General features: G+C 73.7%; 12 protein-coding genes. 9 read left to right on the top strand and 3 right to left on the bottom strand.

Annotated elements, in window-relative coordinates; all coding sequences use genetic code 11:
- Positions 1-10 precede the first annotated feature (10 nt).
- On the top strand, positions 11-736 hold the full coding sequence (locus tag ACWDBB_RS14185) for an HAD family hydrolase (protein ID WP_449789826.1): 726 nt from the start codon (positions 11-13) through the stop codon (positions 734-736).
- A gap of 15 nt (positions 737-751) precedes the next feature.
- Here ACWDBB_RS14185 and ACWDBB_RS14180 read toward each other — a convergent pair whose 3' ends face one another.
- Positions 752-1,555: a hypothetical protein gene (locus ACWDBB_RS14180; RefSeq protein ID WP_449789825.1), complete on the bottom strand. Its 804-nt coding sequence runs from the start codon at positions 1,553-1,555 to the stop codon at positions 752-754.
- Positions 1,556-1,709: 154 nt separating this feature from the next.
- Between ACWDBB_RS14180 and ACWDBB_RS14175 the strand changes: the two genes are divergently transcribed.
- Together ACWDBB_RS14175 and dnaE are read left to right on the top strand one after the other, a co-directional pair.
- A complete protein-coding gene (locus ACWDBB_RS14175; protein WP_449789824.1) occupies positions 1,710-2,555 on the top strand; it encodes a hypothetical protein in 846 nt (281 codons plus the stop codon).
- A 124-nt stretch (positions 2,556-2,679) separates the two neighbouring features.
- On the top strand, positions 2,680-6,213 hold the full coding sequence (gene dnaE, locus ACWDBB_RS14170) for a DNA polymerase III subunit alpha (RefSeq protein ID WP_449789823.1): 3,534 nt from the start codon (positions 2,680-2,682) through the stop codon (positions 6,211-6,213).
- Between the two features lie 198 nt (positions 6,214-6,411).
- On the opposite strand, the gene ACWDBB_RS14165 is transcribed toward dnaE, so the two are convergent.
- Positions 6,412-7,299 (bottom strand): LysR family transcriptional regulator, encoded by an 888-nt coding sequence (locus ACWDBB_RS14165; RefSeq protein ID WP_449789822.1) that lies wholly within the window; start codon positions 7,297-7,299, stop codon positions 6,412-6,414.
- A 117-nt stretch (positions 7,300-7,416) separates the two neighbouring features.
- Here ACWDBB_RS14165 and ACWDBB_RS14160 point away from each other — a divergent pair, with 117 nt between their 5' ends.
- From ACWDBB_RS14160 to ACWDBB_RS14135, 6 genes are all read left to right on the top strand, one after another.
- Positions 7,417-8,304, top strand: a complete 888-nt coding sequence (locus tag ACWDBB_RS14160) for a dihydrodipicolinate synthase family protein (RefSeq protein ID WP_402405270.1) — start codon at positions 7,417-7,419, stop codon at positions 8,302-8,304.
- A 114-nt stretch (positions 8,305-8,418) separates the two neighbouring features.
- Positions 8,419-9,447, top strand: a complete 1,029-nt coding sequence (locus ACWDBB_RS14155; protein ID WP_449789821.1) for an aspartate-semialdehyde dehydrogenase — start codon at positions 8,419-8,421, stop codon at positions 9,445-9,447.
- A gap of 310 nt (positions 9,448-9,757) precedes the next feature.
- Positions 9,758-11,065 (top strand): NYN domain-containing protein, encoded by a 1,308-nt coding sequence (locus tag ACWDBB_RS14150; protein ID WP_449789820.1) that lies wholly within the window; start codon positions 9,758-9,760, stop codon positions 11,063-11,065.
- A 67-nt stretch (positions 11,066-11,132) separates the two neighbouring features.
- On the top strand, positions 11,133-12,131 hold the full coding sequence (locus ACWDBB_RS14145) for an ABC transporter ATP-binding protein (protein ID WP_449789819.1): 999 nt from the start codon (positions 11,133-11,135) through the stop codon (positions 12,129-12,131).
- Positions 12,128-12,937 carry an ABC transporter permease gene (locus ACWDBB_RS14140; RefSeq protein ID WP_449789818.1) on the top strand — a complete coding sequence of 270 codons (810 nt, stop codon included), beginning with the start codon at positions 12,128-12,130 and terminating at the stop codon, positions 12,935-12,937. Before ACWDBB_RS14145 ends, ACWDBB_RS14140 begins: the two co-directional genes overlap by 4 nt.
- 81 nt (positions 12,938-13,018) lie before the next feature.
- Positions 13,019-13,783, top strand: coding sequence for a hypothetical protein (locus ACWDBB_RS14135; protein WP_449789817.1), 765 nt, complete (start codon positions 13,019-13,021; stop codon positions 13,781-13,783).
- A gap of 57 nt (positions 13,784-13,840) precedes the next feature.
- Here the strand turns inward: ACWDBB_RS14135 and ybaK are convergent, their stop codons facing one another.
- Positions 13,841-14,335 carry a Cys-tRNA(Pro) deacylase gene (gene ybaK, locus ACWDBB_RS14130; protein ID WP_449789816.1) on the bottom strand — a complete coding sequence of 165 codons (495 nt, stop codon included), beginning with the start codon at positions 14,333-14,335 and terminating at the stop codon, positions 13,841-13,843.
- Between the last annotated feature and the right edge of the window lie 19 nt (positions 14,336-14,354).

Below are 14,354 nucleotides of genomic sequence, written 5' to 3'. Positions count from 1 at the left end.
GGGGAGACCGATGCAGCCGCAAGCCGGGACGCGGTACGAGGTCGAGGCCGTCGTCTTCGACATGGACGGGGTCCTGATCGACTCCAGGCCGGTGATCGAGGAGGCGTGGCGGTCGGTGGCTCGGCACCACGGCCGGGTGCTGACGGACCCGGAGCTGGAGGAGTACGTCCACGGGCGGACCGGCGACCAGACGGTCCGGCTGATCTTCCCCGACCACTCGGACGCCGCCCGGAAGGCGATCTGGGCCGAGGTGGACACCGTCGAGGAGGAGGCCCCGTACCCGGTGATCCCCGGGGCCGACGGGCTGGCCGCCCGGCTCCGGCGGGCGGGCGTGCCGGTGGGCCTGGCCACCAGCAGCTGGCCGCGGAAGATCGAGAACGCGCTCGGCGGGCTCGGCCTGCTCGACGTCTTCCGGGTGCGCGTCACCCGGGACGACGTCGAGCGGGGCAAGCCGCACCCGGACCCGTACCTGGCGGCCTGCCGGGGGCTCGGGATCCGGCCGCAGCGCACGCTGGTCTTCGAGGACTCGGTAAGCGGGGTCCGCTCGGCGGTCGACGCGGGGGCGGTGTGCGTCGGCATCGGCGGGCCGGCCCTGGTGGCGGCGGGCGCGGTGGTCGCGGTGCCGGACTTCACCGCGCTGGTGGTGGACCACGCCGGTGACGCGGGGCCGCTCGTGCTGACCGACCCGGACGGGCTGGTGGCGGTGGTGCTGACGGCCGGGCCGCACGGTGGCTGAGCCGGGGCGGGCGGGTCAGAGCCGGCGGTGCAGGCGGCCGTGGACGAAGAGGGCGAGGAGGATGACGGCGCCCAGTGCGCAGGCCGCGATGCCGAGGGCGAGCAGCATGATCGTGCCGTCGTCGACGGCGTGGACGTACTCGTGGTCGACCATGCCGGAGGCCTCCACCGTGACCTTCTCGTAGTCCGGGTGGGCGGATATGTAGCCGACCATGGCGATGACGCCACCGACGCAGAGCGCCGCGCCCAGCAGCAGCAGGCCGCCGAACCGGCGGGTCCAGCCGTCCGGGTCGACCATGCGGGCGTGCGGGCAGCGGTCGATCACCGCGTTGCCAAGGGTGGAGGCGCCGGCCGCCAGGCCGTCCACCCGGAGCCGTCCGCCGTCGGCCAGGCCGAGGACGCAGCGGTAGTCGTTGCCGAACCGGTGGGCGAGGGCGCCGGCCGTGCCGCCGCCCGGGCGGGTGGTGATCGTGGTGATCTGCTCCCAGGTCCAACTCCCCGTTGCTCCATGGGCGTTGCCGTGGGTCAGGCCGTTCTCGCGGAGCTCGAAGTACTCGCCCCTGCCACCCCGCAGCGCCCGTACAGCCTGGGCCGCGCCGAGCCAGAGCCCGCTGACGCCGAGGCCGATGAGCACGCCCAGCGCCCGGCCGCCGGAGTCGCCGCTCCGGAGCAGGAGCCACAGGCCGAGCCAGGAGAGCGGAACCCCGACGGCCAGGGCCCAGGCGGCATTGGTCCACCGGGTGCGGTTGGCGACCGGGTGGCGGCTGAGGAGGCTGCCGAGGGCGTCGGGGGCGTCGGGTGTGGGGGTGGTGTCGGTCACGGCGGCCAGTCAAGCAGGAGTGGCGGGTCCACCTCAAGGGTGTTGGTGCGTAGGAGAATTGACGGATGATCCGAAGGCGGGCCGCCCGTCCGGACCGCCGTCCGACCGCCCGCCCCGCCGCCCGCGCCCCGGGGGCTGCGGCACGATGGACCCCATGCACACCGACCACTACGCGCCGACGACCACCCTGCCCGGGCTCCTGCAGCGCGGCCGCGGCCAGGGCGCGCTGATCGCCGCCGAGGACGGCCCGTCGGTCGCCGAGCTGGTGTACGGCTGCATCCGCTGGGACTGGCGATGGGACCCGACGGCCGACGATCGGGACCGCTACCTCGCCCGCCTGATCCGGGACCTGGGGCTGCCGCTCGCACCGGTGGTGGAGCTCCTGTCCGGCGACGAGGGCACCCGGCACCGGGCCACCCGGGTCCTGGAACTGCTCGCGCTCGGCGGCTCGGCGCAGGCCCGGGCGGCACTGCCGGACCCCGCCCCGGCGCCGGACGGCCCGACCCCGCACCACCCCCCGAAGGACGCCTGCCCGGACCGCGGCGACGCGTACCCGCCGGCGGGCCCCGGCGACGAGCGCGACATACCGGCCCTGGTCGCCGAGCTGGAGCGGTGCTGGGTGGCGCGGACCTGGTGCGGCCCCGCCGCCCTCGCCCGCGACCTCGCCCGCTTCGGCCCGCGGGCCGCCGACGCCGTCTCCCTGCTGCGCCGCTTCTGGCTCTCGACCCCGCACTCGTCCGAGCGCCCCGCCTACCTGGAGGCGCTGGCGGCGATGGGGGCCGCGGGCATGCCCGAGGTGTACGTCGAGTCGCTGGACGACTGCGAAACGCGGGCCCGGCTCCTCGCCGTCCGCCACGCCCCCGACCGGCCCGCCGTGCGGGCCCGCCTCGGCGGCCTGCGGGACGATCCGCTGGAGGCGCCGGAGGTCCGCGAGGCCGCCGCGGCGCGACTCTCGGGGCTGGGTCGTCAGCTGTTCGAGGGGGCTAAAGTAGACGCGTGAACGCGTGAGTGGTGGTCCGGGCCCCGAGAGGCGCTCCGGGCCACATCCATTTCCAGGGCATCCCCTGTGACCTGCACGTTCGCCGGCCCACCAGACCAGCACCAGAGCCTCCGGAGGCCCCGCCTTGAGCGACCAGCCGTTCGCGCATCTGCACGTCCACACCGAGTACTCGATGCTGGACGGTGCCGCCCGGCTGAAGCAGATGTTCAAGGAGGTCGAGCGCCTCGGCCAGACCCACGTGGCCATGACCGACCACGGCAACATGTACGGCGCCGCCGAGTTCCACAAGCAGGCCACCGCCGCCGGCATCACGCCCGTCATCGGCATCGAGGCGTACGTCGCCCCGGAGTCCCGCTCCAACACCAAGCGCATCCTGTGGGGCCAGCCGCACCAGAAGCGGGACGACGTCTCCGCGTCCGGCGCGTACACCCACAAGACCATCTGGGCCCGCAACAAGGAGGGCCTGCACAACCTCTTCAAGCTGACCTCGCGCTCCTACGCCGAGGGCTGGCTGGTGAAGTGGCCCCGGATGGACAAGGAGCTGATCTCCGAGCTCTCCGGCGGCCTGATGGCCACCACCGGCTGCCCCTCCGGCGAGGTGCAGACCCGGCTGCGCCTCGGCCAGTTCGACGAGGCCCTCAAGTCGGCCGCCGACTACCAGGACATCTTCGGCAAGGAGAACTACTTCCTGGAGCTGATGGACCACGGCCTCGACATCGAGAGGCGGGTCCGCGACGGGCTGCTGGAGATCAGCAGGAAGCTGGGCATCCCCCCGGTCGTCACCAACGACTCGCACTACACCACCGAGGCCGACGCCGGCGCGCACGACCTGCTGCTCTGCGTCCAGACCGGCAAGAACCTCTCGGACCCGGACCGCTTCCGCTTCGACGGCACCGGCTACTACATCAAGTCAGCGGCCGAGATGTACGCCCTGGACTCCTCCGACGCCTGGCAGGAGGGCTGCCGCAACAGCCAGCTCCTCGTCGCCTCCCGGGTCGACACCGAGGGCATGTTCAAGTTCAAGAACCTGATGCCCCGCTTCCCCATCCCGGAGGGCTTCGAGTCCGAGGCGGACTTCTTCAAGTCCAAGGTCTGGGAGGGCATGGACTGGCGCTTCCCGAACGGGTACGACGAGGAGCACAAGAAGCTCGCCGAGTACGAGATGGACACCATCATCCAGATGGGGTTCCCGGCGTACTTCCTCGTGGTCGCCGACTTCATCATGTGGGCCAAGAGCCAGGGCATCGCGGTGGGCCCCGGCCGCGGTTCGGCGGCCGGCTCGCTGGTCGCGTACGCGATGGGCATCACCGACCTCGACCCGATCCCGCACGGCCTGATCTTCGAGCGCTTCCTCAACCCCGAGCGCATCTCCATGCCCGACGTCGACATCGACTTCGACGAGCGCCGGCGCGGTGACGTGATCCGCTACGTGACCGAGAAGTGGGGATCCGACAAGGTCGCCATGATCGTCACGTACGGCACCATCAAGGCGAAGGCCGCCATCAAGGACTCCTCGCGCGTCCTCGGCTACCCGTACGCGATGGGCGACCGGATCACCAAGGCGATGCCGCCGGACGTCATGGGCAAGGGCATCCCGCTCTCCGGCATCACCGACCCCTCGCACCCGCGCTACAGCGAGGCCGGGGAGATCCGCGGGCTGTACGAGACCGACCCGGACGTCCGGAAGGTCATCGACACCGCGCGCGGCATCGAGGGCCTGATCCGCCAGCCCGGCGTTCACGCCGCGGGCGTCATCATGTCCGCCGAGCCGCTGACCGACCACATCCCGGTCTGGACCCGGCACACCGACGGCGTCACCATCACGCAGTTCGACTACCCCACTTGTGAGAGCCTCGGCCTCCTCAAGATGGACTTCCTCGGCCTGCGCAACCTGACGATCATGGACGACGCCGTCAAGGCGATCGAGAAGAACAAGGGCATCAAGATCAACCTGCTTGATCTGCCCCTGGACGACAAGCCGACCTACGAACTCCTCGCCCGCGGCGACACGCTCGGCGTCTTCCAGCTCGACGGCGGGCCGATGCGCTCGCTGCTGCGCCTGATGAAGCCCGACAACTTCGAGGACATCTCCGCCGTCCTGGCGCTGTACCGCCCGGGCCCGATGGGCGTCAACTCCCATACGAACTACGCGCTGCGCAAGAACGGGCAGCAGGAGATCACTCCGATCCACCCGGAGCTGGAGAAGCCCCTGGAAGAGGTGCTCCGGCCGACGTACGGCCTGATCGTCTACCAGGAGCAGGTGCAGAAGGCCGCGCAGATCCTGGCCGGTTACTCCCTCGGCCAGGCCGACCTGCTGCGCCGGGCGATGGGCAAGAAGAAGAAGGAGATCCTGGAGGCGGAGTTCGTCCCCTTCCAGAAGGGCTGCCGCGAGCGCGGCTACTCCGACGAGGCCATCCAGGCCGTGTGGGACGTCCTCGTCCCCTTCTCCGGCTACGCGTTCAACAAAGCGCACACCGCCGGCTACGGGCTGGTCTCCTACTGGACCGCCTACCTCAAGGCCAACTACCCGGCCGAGTACATGTCCGGCCTGCTCACCTCCGTCAAGGACGACAAGGACAAGTCCGCGGTCTACCTCAACGAGTGCCGCAAGATGGGCATCCAGGTGCTGCCGCCGGACGTCAACGAGTCGGACTCGGACTTCACCCCGCACGGTGACACCCTGGTCCGCTTCGGCCTGACCGCCATCCGCAACGTCGGTGGGCCGGTGGTCGACTCGATGATCCGGACCCGGAAGGCGAAGGGGAAGTTCGCGTCCTTCCCCGACTTCCTGGACAAGGTGGAGTCGGTGGTCTGCAACAAGCGGACCGTCGAATCGCTGATCAAGGCCGGTGCGTTCGACTCGCTCGGGCACACCCGCAAGGGCCTGAGCGCGCAGTTCGAGCCGATGATCGACAACGTCGTCGGCGTGAAGCGCAAGGAGGCCGAGGGGCAGTTCGACCTCTTCGGCGGCGACGCCACCACGGACGAGCCGAGCTTCGGGCTGGACGTCGTCTTCTCCGAGGAGGAGTGGGAGAAGTCCTTCCTGCTCACCCAGGAGCGGGAGATGCTCGGCCTGTACGTCTCCTCGCACCCGCTGCACGGCATCGAGCACGTGCTCGCCGACAAGGCGGACTGCGCGGTGGCCGACCTCGCGGAGCGGCCGGACGGGACGATCGTCACCATCGGCGGCATCATCTCGGGCCTCCAGCGGAAGATGACCAAGCAGGGCAACGCGTGGGCGATCGCCACGGTGGAGGACCTCGCGGGGTCCATCGACTGCATGTTCTTCCCGGCGAGCTACCAGCTGGTGTCCTCGCAACTGGTCGAGGACGCCGTGGTGTTCGTGCGCGGCAAGCTGGACAAGCGGGAGGACGTGCCGAGGCTGATGGGGATGGAGCTGTCCGTCCCCGACCTGTCGAACGCCCACGCCGAGGCGCCGATCACCATCAACATCCCGAGCGGGAAGATCACCCCGCCGCTGGTGGCCCGGCTCGGCGAGGTGCTCGGGAGCCACCGCGGCACCACCGAGGTGCGGGTGCGGCTGGAGGGCCGCAACAAGACCACGGTGCTGCGGTTGGACCGGCACCGGGTGAAGTCGGACCCGGCGCTGTTCGGGGATCTGAAGCAGCTGCTCGGGCCGAGCTGTCTGGCGGGGTGAGACCGGGCGGCGGCCGGGAGCGGCTGCCGGTGCTCGAGTGCGGGTAGCGGCCTTCCGCTTCGCGCAGTCCCCCGCGCCCCTTCGGGCGCGGGGGACTTCTGTTGTGGGGAGGGAGAAGGGGAGGGTGCGGGGGCGAGGGGCGCGGGGAGCTGCTGTCGGGGGAGCGGCGGTGGGCGGCGTCGGGAGGGTGCGGGGGTGTCAGGTGCCGCTGCCGAGGCCGGGTGGGACGGCCGTGTGCAGGGCCGAGACGAAGGCGGAGATGGCCGGGTGGGAGCCGGCGCCGGCGCGGAAGGCGGCGCGGGTGCGGCGGTACATCGGCAGGCGGGTGAGGACGACGCCGGGCGGGAGTCCGGCCGTGCCCAGGTGGGGCACCAGGGCGACGCCCTGGCCGGCCGCCACCAGGGCCAGCACGGTGGTGAAGTCGTCGATCTGGTGCCGGATCCGGGGTGCGAAGCCCGCCGCCTCGCAGGCGCGGACGGCCATGGTGTGGCAGAGCGTGTCGGGCGGGGACATGATCCACGGCGCGGCGCGCTGTTCGGCGACGGTGCCCGGGACGCGGGCGGCCAGGTACATGGGTTCGGTGAAGACCGGGCGGGTCACCGCGAGGCCCGGCTCCGGGTCGGTCGGGACGAGGTCGTACTCGTGCACCAGCGCCACGTCCAGCTCGCCCGCCCGCAGCGCCGCGCCGACGGCCGCCGGGTCCACCTCGGTGACCATCGGCTCCAGCCCCGGGTGCCAGCTCGCCAGTTCGGCGAGCACCCCCGGGATGATCGCCCGGGCCGCCGAGGGGTAGGTGCCGATCCGCAGTGGGCCGGCCAGCCCCCGCTTGGCGTGGGCGAGTTCGGCGCCGGCCTGCTCCAGCAGGGCGAGCACGGCCTCGGCGTGCCGGACCAGGTTGCGCCCGGCCGGGGTGAGGGTGACCCGCCGCCCGGTGCGCTCCAGCAGCGGGACGCCCGCCTCCTTCTCCAGGACGGACAGCTGCTGGGACACGGCCGAGGGGCTGAAGGAGAGCGCCTCGGCGACGGCCGCGATGGTGCCGAGGTGGGCGAGTTCGCGCAGCAGGCGCAGGCGTCGGACGTCCAGCATCGGTCCAGCCTAGTCGGGCACCGGCCCGAGCACAGGCCCGAGCATCGGCTCAGCTTACGAGTAGCGTCGGAAATGTGAACTGGACCTGGGCGATCGGCGCGCCGCAGGATCGTGGGCATGGAACTCAAGGGCATCCACGTCCCCCTGATCACCCCCTTCGCCGCCGACGGCTCCGTCGCCCTCGACGCGCTGGAGAAGCTCTCGTACGAGCTCCTGGACGCCGGCGCAGCCGGGCTGGTCGCCCTCGGCACCACCGGTGAGCCGGCCGCGCTGACCGCCGGGGAGCGGGACGCGGTGGTGGACGTCGCCGCGGCCGCCTGCGCCGCGCGCGGGGCGCAGCTGACCGTCGGCGCCTCCGGCGGTGACACCCGGGCCGTCGGCGAGGCGCTGGCCGCGCTCGGCGCGCGGGTGCCGCAGGCCGCGGCGCTGGTCACCACGCCGTCCTTCGTCCGGGCCGGCGAGGCCGGGACGGTCGCGCACTTCCGGGCGCTGGCCGCGAGCAGCCCGCTGCCGCTGGTCGTCTACCACATCCCGTACCGCACCGGGCAGCAGCTCTCCACCGCCGCGCTGCGCGAACTCGCCGCGATCGAGGGCGTGGTGGGCGTCAAGTACGCGACCGGCGGGCTGGACCAGACGGCCGCCGAGCTGCTCGCCGACGCCCCCGCGGGATTCGCGTTCCTCACCGGCGAGGACGCGTACCTCTCGCCGATGCTGGCGCTCGGCGCGGCCGGCGGCATCCTCGCCTCCGCCCACCTGGCGACCGGCCGGTTCGTCGAGCTGGTCGAGGCCTGGCAGGCCGGGGACGTGGCGCGGGCTCGGGCGCTCGGGCACCGGCTGACCGGCCTGGCGCTGTCGGCGTTCACCGCGCCGAACCCGACGGTGACCAAGGGTGTGCTGCACGCCCAGGGCCGCATCCCCACCCCCGACGTGCGGCTGCCGCTGCTGCCGGCCGGGGAGGCGGAGGTCCGCGCCGCGCTGGCCCTCGCCAGTGGTCTGGACCACTAGGGCCCGTCCGGGCGGCCTCTCACACCGTGGAACGCCAGGCCGCCGCACCCGCGTGACAAGGCATGATGGACGGAGTGCGGCCGTGAACAGCACCATTCAGAGGAGTAGTCGGAGATGAAGATCGGCATTGTCGGTGCCACCGGCCAGGTCGGCGGCGTGGTCCGCGAGATCCTGGCGGAGCGCAACTTTCCGGTGGAGCAGCTGCGGCTGTTCGCCTCGGCCCGATCGGCCGGGCGCACGCTGCCCTGGCAGGGCACCGAGGTCACCGTCGAGGACGCGGCCACGGCCGACTACACCGGCCTCGACATCGTGATCTTCTCGGCCGGCGGCTCGACCTCCAAGGCCCTGGCCCCCAAGGTCGCCGCGGCCGGTGCCGTCGTGATCGACAACTCCTCCGCCTGGCGCCGCGACCCCGAGGTCCCGCTGGTCGTCTCCGAGGTCAACCCGGAGGCCGTCGCGGACCGCCCCAAGGGCATCATCGCCAACCCGAACTGCACCACCATGGCCGCCATGCCCGTGCTGCGCCCGCTGCACGAGGAAGCCGGCCTGGCCGCGCTCGTCGTCTCCACCTACCAGGCCGTCTCCGGCAGCGGTGTGGCCGGCGTCGCCGAGCTGCAGGACCAGGCCGCCAAGGTCGTGGAGGGAGCCGCCGGGCTCGCCCACGACGGCGGTGCCGTCGAGTTCCCCGAGCCCAGGGTCTACGCGCGGCCGATCGCCTTCAACGTGGTGCCGCTGGCCGGCTCCCTCGTGGACGACGGCTCCAACGAGACCGACGAGGAGCAGAAGCTCCGCCACGAGAGCCGCAAGATCCTCGGCATCCCCGAGCTGAAGGTCTCCGGCACCTGCGTGCGCGTCCCGGTCTTCTCCGGCCACTCGCTGCAGATCAACGCCCGTTTCGAGCGCCCGATCAGCCCCGAGCGCGCCGTCGAGCTGCTCGACGGCGCCCCTGGCGTCGAGCTGTCCGACATCCCCACCCCGCTCCAGGCCGCCGGCCGGGACCCGAGCTACGTCGGCCGCGTCCGGGCGGACGAGACGGTGGACCACGGTCTGTCGCTGTTCGTCTCGAACGACAACCTGCGCAAGGGCGCCGCGCTGAACGCCGTCCAGCTGGCCGAGCTGGTCGCCGCCGAGCTCAGGGGCTGAGCGTCCCCGGCCGAGCCGCACCGGCCGGACCACCGGTGTCCGCCGTCCGGAACACCGCCGCGTGACCCAGGGCGGGCCCCGTCGTTGTACGGGGCCCGCCCTCGCTTCTGTTCGCTCCAGGCCGGGGCGGCTGTTGCGGTACCGGGACAAGCGGCGAGGTTCGGCGGGCGAACCGCGGGTAAAAGGGGACCCAACGATCGGGCGGCGACGGGGGCCCCTCACCTCGGCACGTCCGGACGACGGGCCGACCGGCCCGTTCCCGAATCGATCCACCCGACTGATTCCGAGGGCGAGCGAAAAGAGGTGCGCGATGGACCGTTGTGTCGTCCTGGTGGACGCCGGATACCTGCTGGGCGCCGCCGCCAGCCTGCTCGCCGGGGATCCGTCCCGTTCCAGGGTCACCGTGAACCACACGGCCCTGATCACCGCACTGCGCGAGCGGGCCGAGGCCGAGACCGGGCTGCCGCTGCTGCGGATCTACTGGTTCGACGCCGCGCCCGACCGGCGCCCGATGCCCGAGCACCGGCGGCTGCGGGTGCTGCCCCGGGTCACCGTGCGGCTGGGCGCGCTCACCCGGGCCGAGGGGCGTTGGGTGCAGAAGGGCGTGGACGCCGCGATGCACGCCGAACTCTCCGAGCTCGCCCGCAACCGGGCCTGCGCCGATGTCGTGCTGATCACCGGCGACGGGGACCTGCTGCCCGGCATGATGACCGCCAAGGAACACGGAGTGGCCGTCCACCTGTGGGCCCTGCAGGCCGCCGACGGCGACTTCAACCAGTCCGAGGACCTGGTCGGCGAGGCGGACGAGCGGCGGGTGCTGGACCGCGAGTGGATCGAGGGGTCCTTCTCGCTGCGCGAGCACTCCAGCCCGTTCCCGGCCCCGGGTGCCCGGCAGGAGATCGCCAAGATCCTCGCCGCCCCGCCGGCCGCCCCGCCCGCCACGCTGCCCACCGTGGTGCCGCCGGTGGTCCGCCCGGCCGCCGCCGAGGCAGCCGCCGCGGCCCCGGAGAGCGCCACCCCCGCCGCCGACGGACGGCCGCAGCCGGCCGCGGCCGCGCTCAAGGTCGTGCCGACACCGAAGGACCTGGCCGGGCGCGCCCCCTCCGTCACCCCGGTCACCCCGGTGGCGAGCGGCACCAACGGCCACGCCGCCAACGGCCACGCTGCCAACGGGCACGCCGCCGCCGCGCAGGGCGGGCCGGTGCTGCGCTGGTCCTCCGACCGGGGCTGGGTGGACCGGCCCGCCCCGGAGCCCGCCGTCACCGCCGGCGACAGCCTGCCCACCCTCGCCCAGCTCACCACCGCCGAACAGCGCTGGGCCGACCGCGAGGAGGACATCACCTCCATCGGCGGCGACGCCCACGAGGTCGGCCAGGTCTTCGCCCGCCGCTGGAGCGAACGCCTCGGCGACAACGAGAGACTCACCGTGCTCTGGCCCGACTACCCGCGCATCCCGCACCGGGTGGACGGCGAGCTGCTGCGCTACGCCGCCCGCTTCGGACTGCTGGCGCACAAGGACGACCAGATCGACGAACACGACCGCTACGCCATCCGGGCCGGGTTCTGGAAGGAACTGGCGGCGCGGGTGCCGGGCGGGTCGATGGTCGTCGAGGACTGAGCCGACCCGACCGGCCCGAGGGCCCCCTTGTCCGGTTCGCCCGTATGAGCGCGTAGAGTCTTCGGTCGTGAACGAGACGGCCGGGCGAGCACCCGAGGAACCCCAGCCGTGCGTGGCCGTACGCGACCTGGTCAGGACCTACCGCAGCGGACGCGGCGCGGCCGCCACCGAGATCCGGGCCAACGACGGCATCAGCCTCACCGTCCGCCAGGGCGAGATCTTCGGGCTGCTCGGGCCGAACGGAGCCGGGAAGTCGACGCTGGTGCGCCAGCTCACCGGGCTGCTGCGCCCCGACTCGGGATCCGTCGAACTCCTCGGCCACGACATCGTGCGGCACCCCGACCGGGCTGCCCGGCTGCTCGGCTACCTCGGGCAGGAATCCACCGCGCTGGACGAGTTGACGGTGGTGCTCGCCGCCGAGACCACCGGGCGGCTGCGCGGACTCACCCGGGCGCAGGCCCGCGGCGCGGCCGCGGACGTGCTGGCCGAGCTCGGGCTGGAGCCGATCGCCACCCGGCCGCTCGCCAAGCTGTCCGGCGGACAGCGGCGGCTCGCCTGCTTCGCCGCCACCCTGGTGGGGGAGCGGCCGCTGCTCGTCCTGGACGAGCCCACCACCGGCATGGACCCCGTCGCCCGGCGGGCCGTGTGGAGCGCCGTGGACCGGCGGCGCGCCGAGCACGGGACGACGGTGCTGCTGGTCACCCACAACGTGATCGAGGCGGAGACGGTGCTCGACCGGGTCGCCGTGGTGGACGACGGCCGGGTGATCGCCTGCGACACGCCCGGCGGGCTCAAGGCACTGGTGGACGGCGACGTCCGGCTGGACCTGGTCTGGCGGGACGAGGCGCCGGTCGGCGTGCCCGCCGTCGCCGCGCTGCGCGAACGGGCCGAGTGCACCGGGCGCCGCTGGACCGTCCGCACCACCCCCGAGCAGGCCCGCGAACTGGTCGCCGCCGTCACCACCGGCCCGGCCTTCGCCGCGCTCGACGACTTCACCCTCGCCACCCCGAGCCTTGAGGACGCCTACCTCAAGCTGGGCGGCCGCCACGGAGGACTGGCCAAGTGACACTGCTCTCGGTGCCGCCGGAGACCCGCCGGTCCACGGCCGCCCCCGCTCCGCTCGCCCCCGCGGCCGGGCTGCTGCCGGCGCTCGCGGCCGTGTACCGGGCGCAGCTCGCCCGGGCGCGGGTGGCGCGCATCCCGCTGCTGTTCGTGGCCACCTTCCAGTCCGTCGGCATCCTGGTGATGATGCGGGGCGTGGTGGACGCCGGGCAGTCCTCGGAGGCGCGGTCGGTGGTCGCCGGCGCGAGCGTCCTGGTGGTGGCCTTCGTCGCGCTGAACCTGCTCGCCCAGTACTTCGGGAAGCTGCGGGCCACCGGCGGGCTCGACCACTACGCGACGCTGCCGGTGCCGGCCGCCTCGGTGGTGCTGGGGACGGCCGCCGCGTACGCCTCCTTCACCCTGCCGGGGACGCTCGCCACGGCGGCGTTCGGGGCGGTGACGTTCGGGCTGCCGCTCGGGCAGCTGTGGGTGCTGCTGGCGGTCGTGCCGCTGGCCGGGGCCGCGCTGTCGGGGCTGGGGGCGGCCTGCGGGCTGCTGGCGCCGCGGCAGGAGATCGCGACGATGCTCGGGCAGCTCGGGATGTCGGCCGCCCTGCTGCTGGGGGTGCTGCCGGCGGACCACCTGCCGCAGCCGGTGCAGTGGCTGCGGGACCTGCTGCCGTCCACGTACGGGGTGGACGCCTTCGCGCGGACCTTCGCGCCGGATCCCGACTGGGCGCTGGTGCTCGGGGACCTCGCGGTCTGCGCGGGGGTGGGCGTGGTGTCGCTGGCCGTCGCCACCTGGGCGTACCGGCGGGCGGTCTCGCGGTAGGGCGTCCCGTGGCGGGACCGTCCCGGTTCCGTGGGTACGGTGGTGGGTCGTTCGAGTGGCCGTCGTGAAACGATGGGGCCTGTGACCGTACCGAACACACCTCCGGATCCTGCCCCCGCCGATGCGCAGGCGGAGCCGGGCGAAGCGCCCGACCCGTTCGCGCCGCCGGCGCACGGTGCCACCGCCCTCGGGGAGGGGACGGCTCCGCTGGGGAAGCGGCTGCTGCCGGAGGTGCGGGTCGGTGCCGGTGTCGTGGTCGCCTGTCTGGTGGCCGCACTGGTGGTGGCCGGGCTGTGGGCCTGGCTGGCGCCGAAGGTGCCGCTGCTGGTGGACGGGGACCGCATCCTCTACGCCGACCCCGAGGGCGAGCAGCGGGCCGGGGCCGACGCGGTGTTCGTGCTCATCGCCCTGGGGGCCGGGATCCTGACCGCGCTCGGGGCCTTCCTGGTGACCCGCCGGCGCGGCGGCGGCATCGCGGTCGCGGTGGGGCTGACCGTCGGCGGGCTGCTCGGATCGATCGGGGCCTGGCGGATCGGGCGGTGGCTCGGGCCGAGCGGCGACCTGATCGGCCAGGCCCGGCGGGTCGGCGACGGCGGCCACTTCGACGCGAGCATCGACCTGGGGGCGCTGGGGGCGCTGCTGGTCTGGCCGATGACGGCGATGGTGGTGCTGCTCCTGCTCTCGGCCGCGTTCGGCAAGCGCGAGGAGGACCCGCCGCCGTACTGGGCGCCGGTCGCGCAGGCTCCGCTGGGGGTGCCGCCGACGGGCACGCCGCAGGGCACGCCGACGGGCACGCCGACGGGGCAGTGGGCAGGGCCGGGGACGGGGAGCGGCCCGGAGCGCTGACCGCTGCCCGCCGGGCGCGGGTGGGCTCAGGGGCCCGGTGCGGTGGGTTCAGCGGGCTCAGCGGGCGATGGCGGCGGTGTGGGCCCCGGTGAGCGCGACCAGGTCGGCGGGGGCGAGTTCCACTTCGAGGCCGCGGCGGCCCGCCGAGACGTAGACGGTGGGGTGGCCGAGCGCGGTGGCGTCGACGACGGTGCGCAGCGGGCGGCGCTGGCCCAGCGGGGAGATGCCGCCGCGGACGTAGCCGCTGCTGCGCTCGGCGGCGGCCGGGTCGGCCATGGCGGCGCGCTTGCCGCCGACGGCCGCCGCCAGGGCCTTGAGGTCGAGCTGGCCGGCGACCGGGACCACGCCGACGGTGAGGGTGCCGTCCACGTCGGCGACGAGGGTCTTGAAGACCCGCTCGGGCGTGACACCGAGGGCCTCGGCGGCCTCGCCGCCGTAGGAGGCGGCGGCCGGGTCGTGGTCGTAGGCGTGCACGGTGAACGGGACGGCGGCGGCTTCCAGGGCGACGGTGGCGGGGGTGCCCTGCCCGCCCTTCCTGCTCTTCTTGGCCATGCGGGGTCCTCGGGCTCCT

The sequence above is a fragment of the Kitasatospora sp. NPDC001095 genome (genome assembly GCF_053598615.1).
The sequence above is the reverse complement of the archived record's forward strand: the minus strand, read 5'-3'. Positions and strand labels throughout refer to the sequence as shown.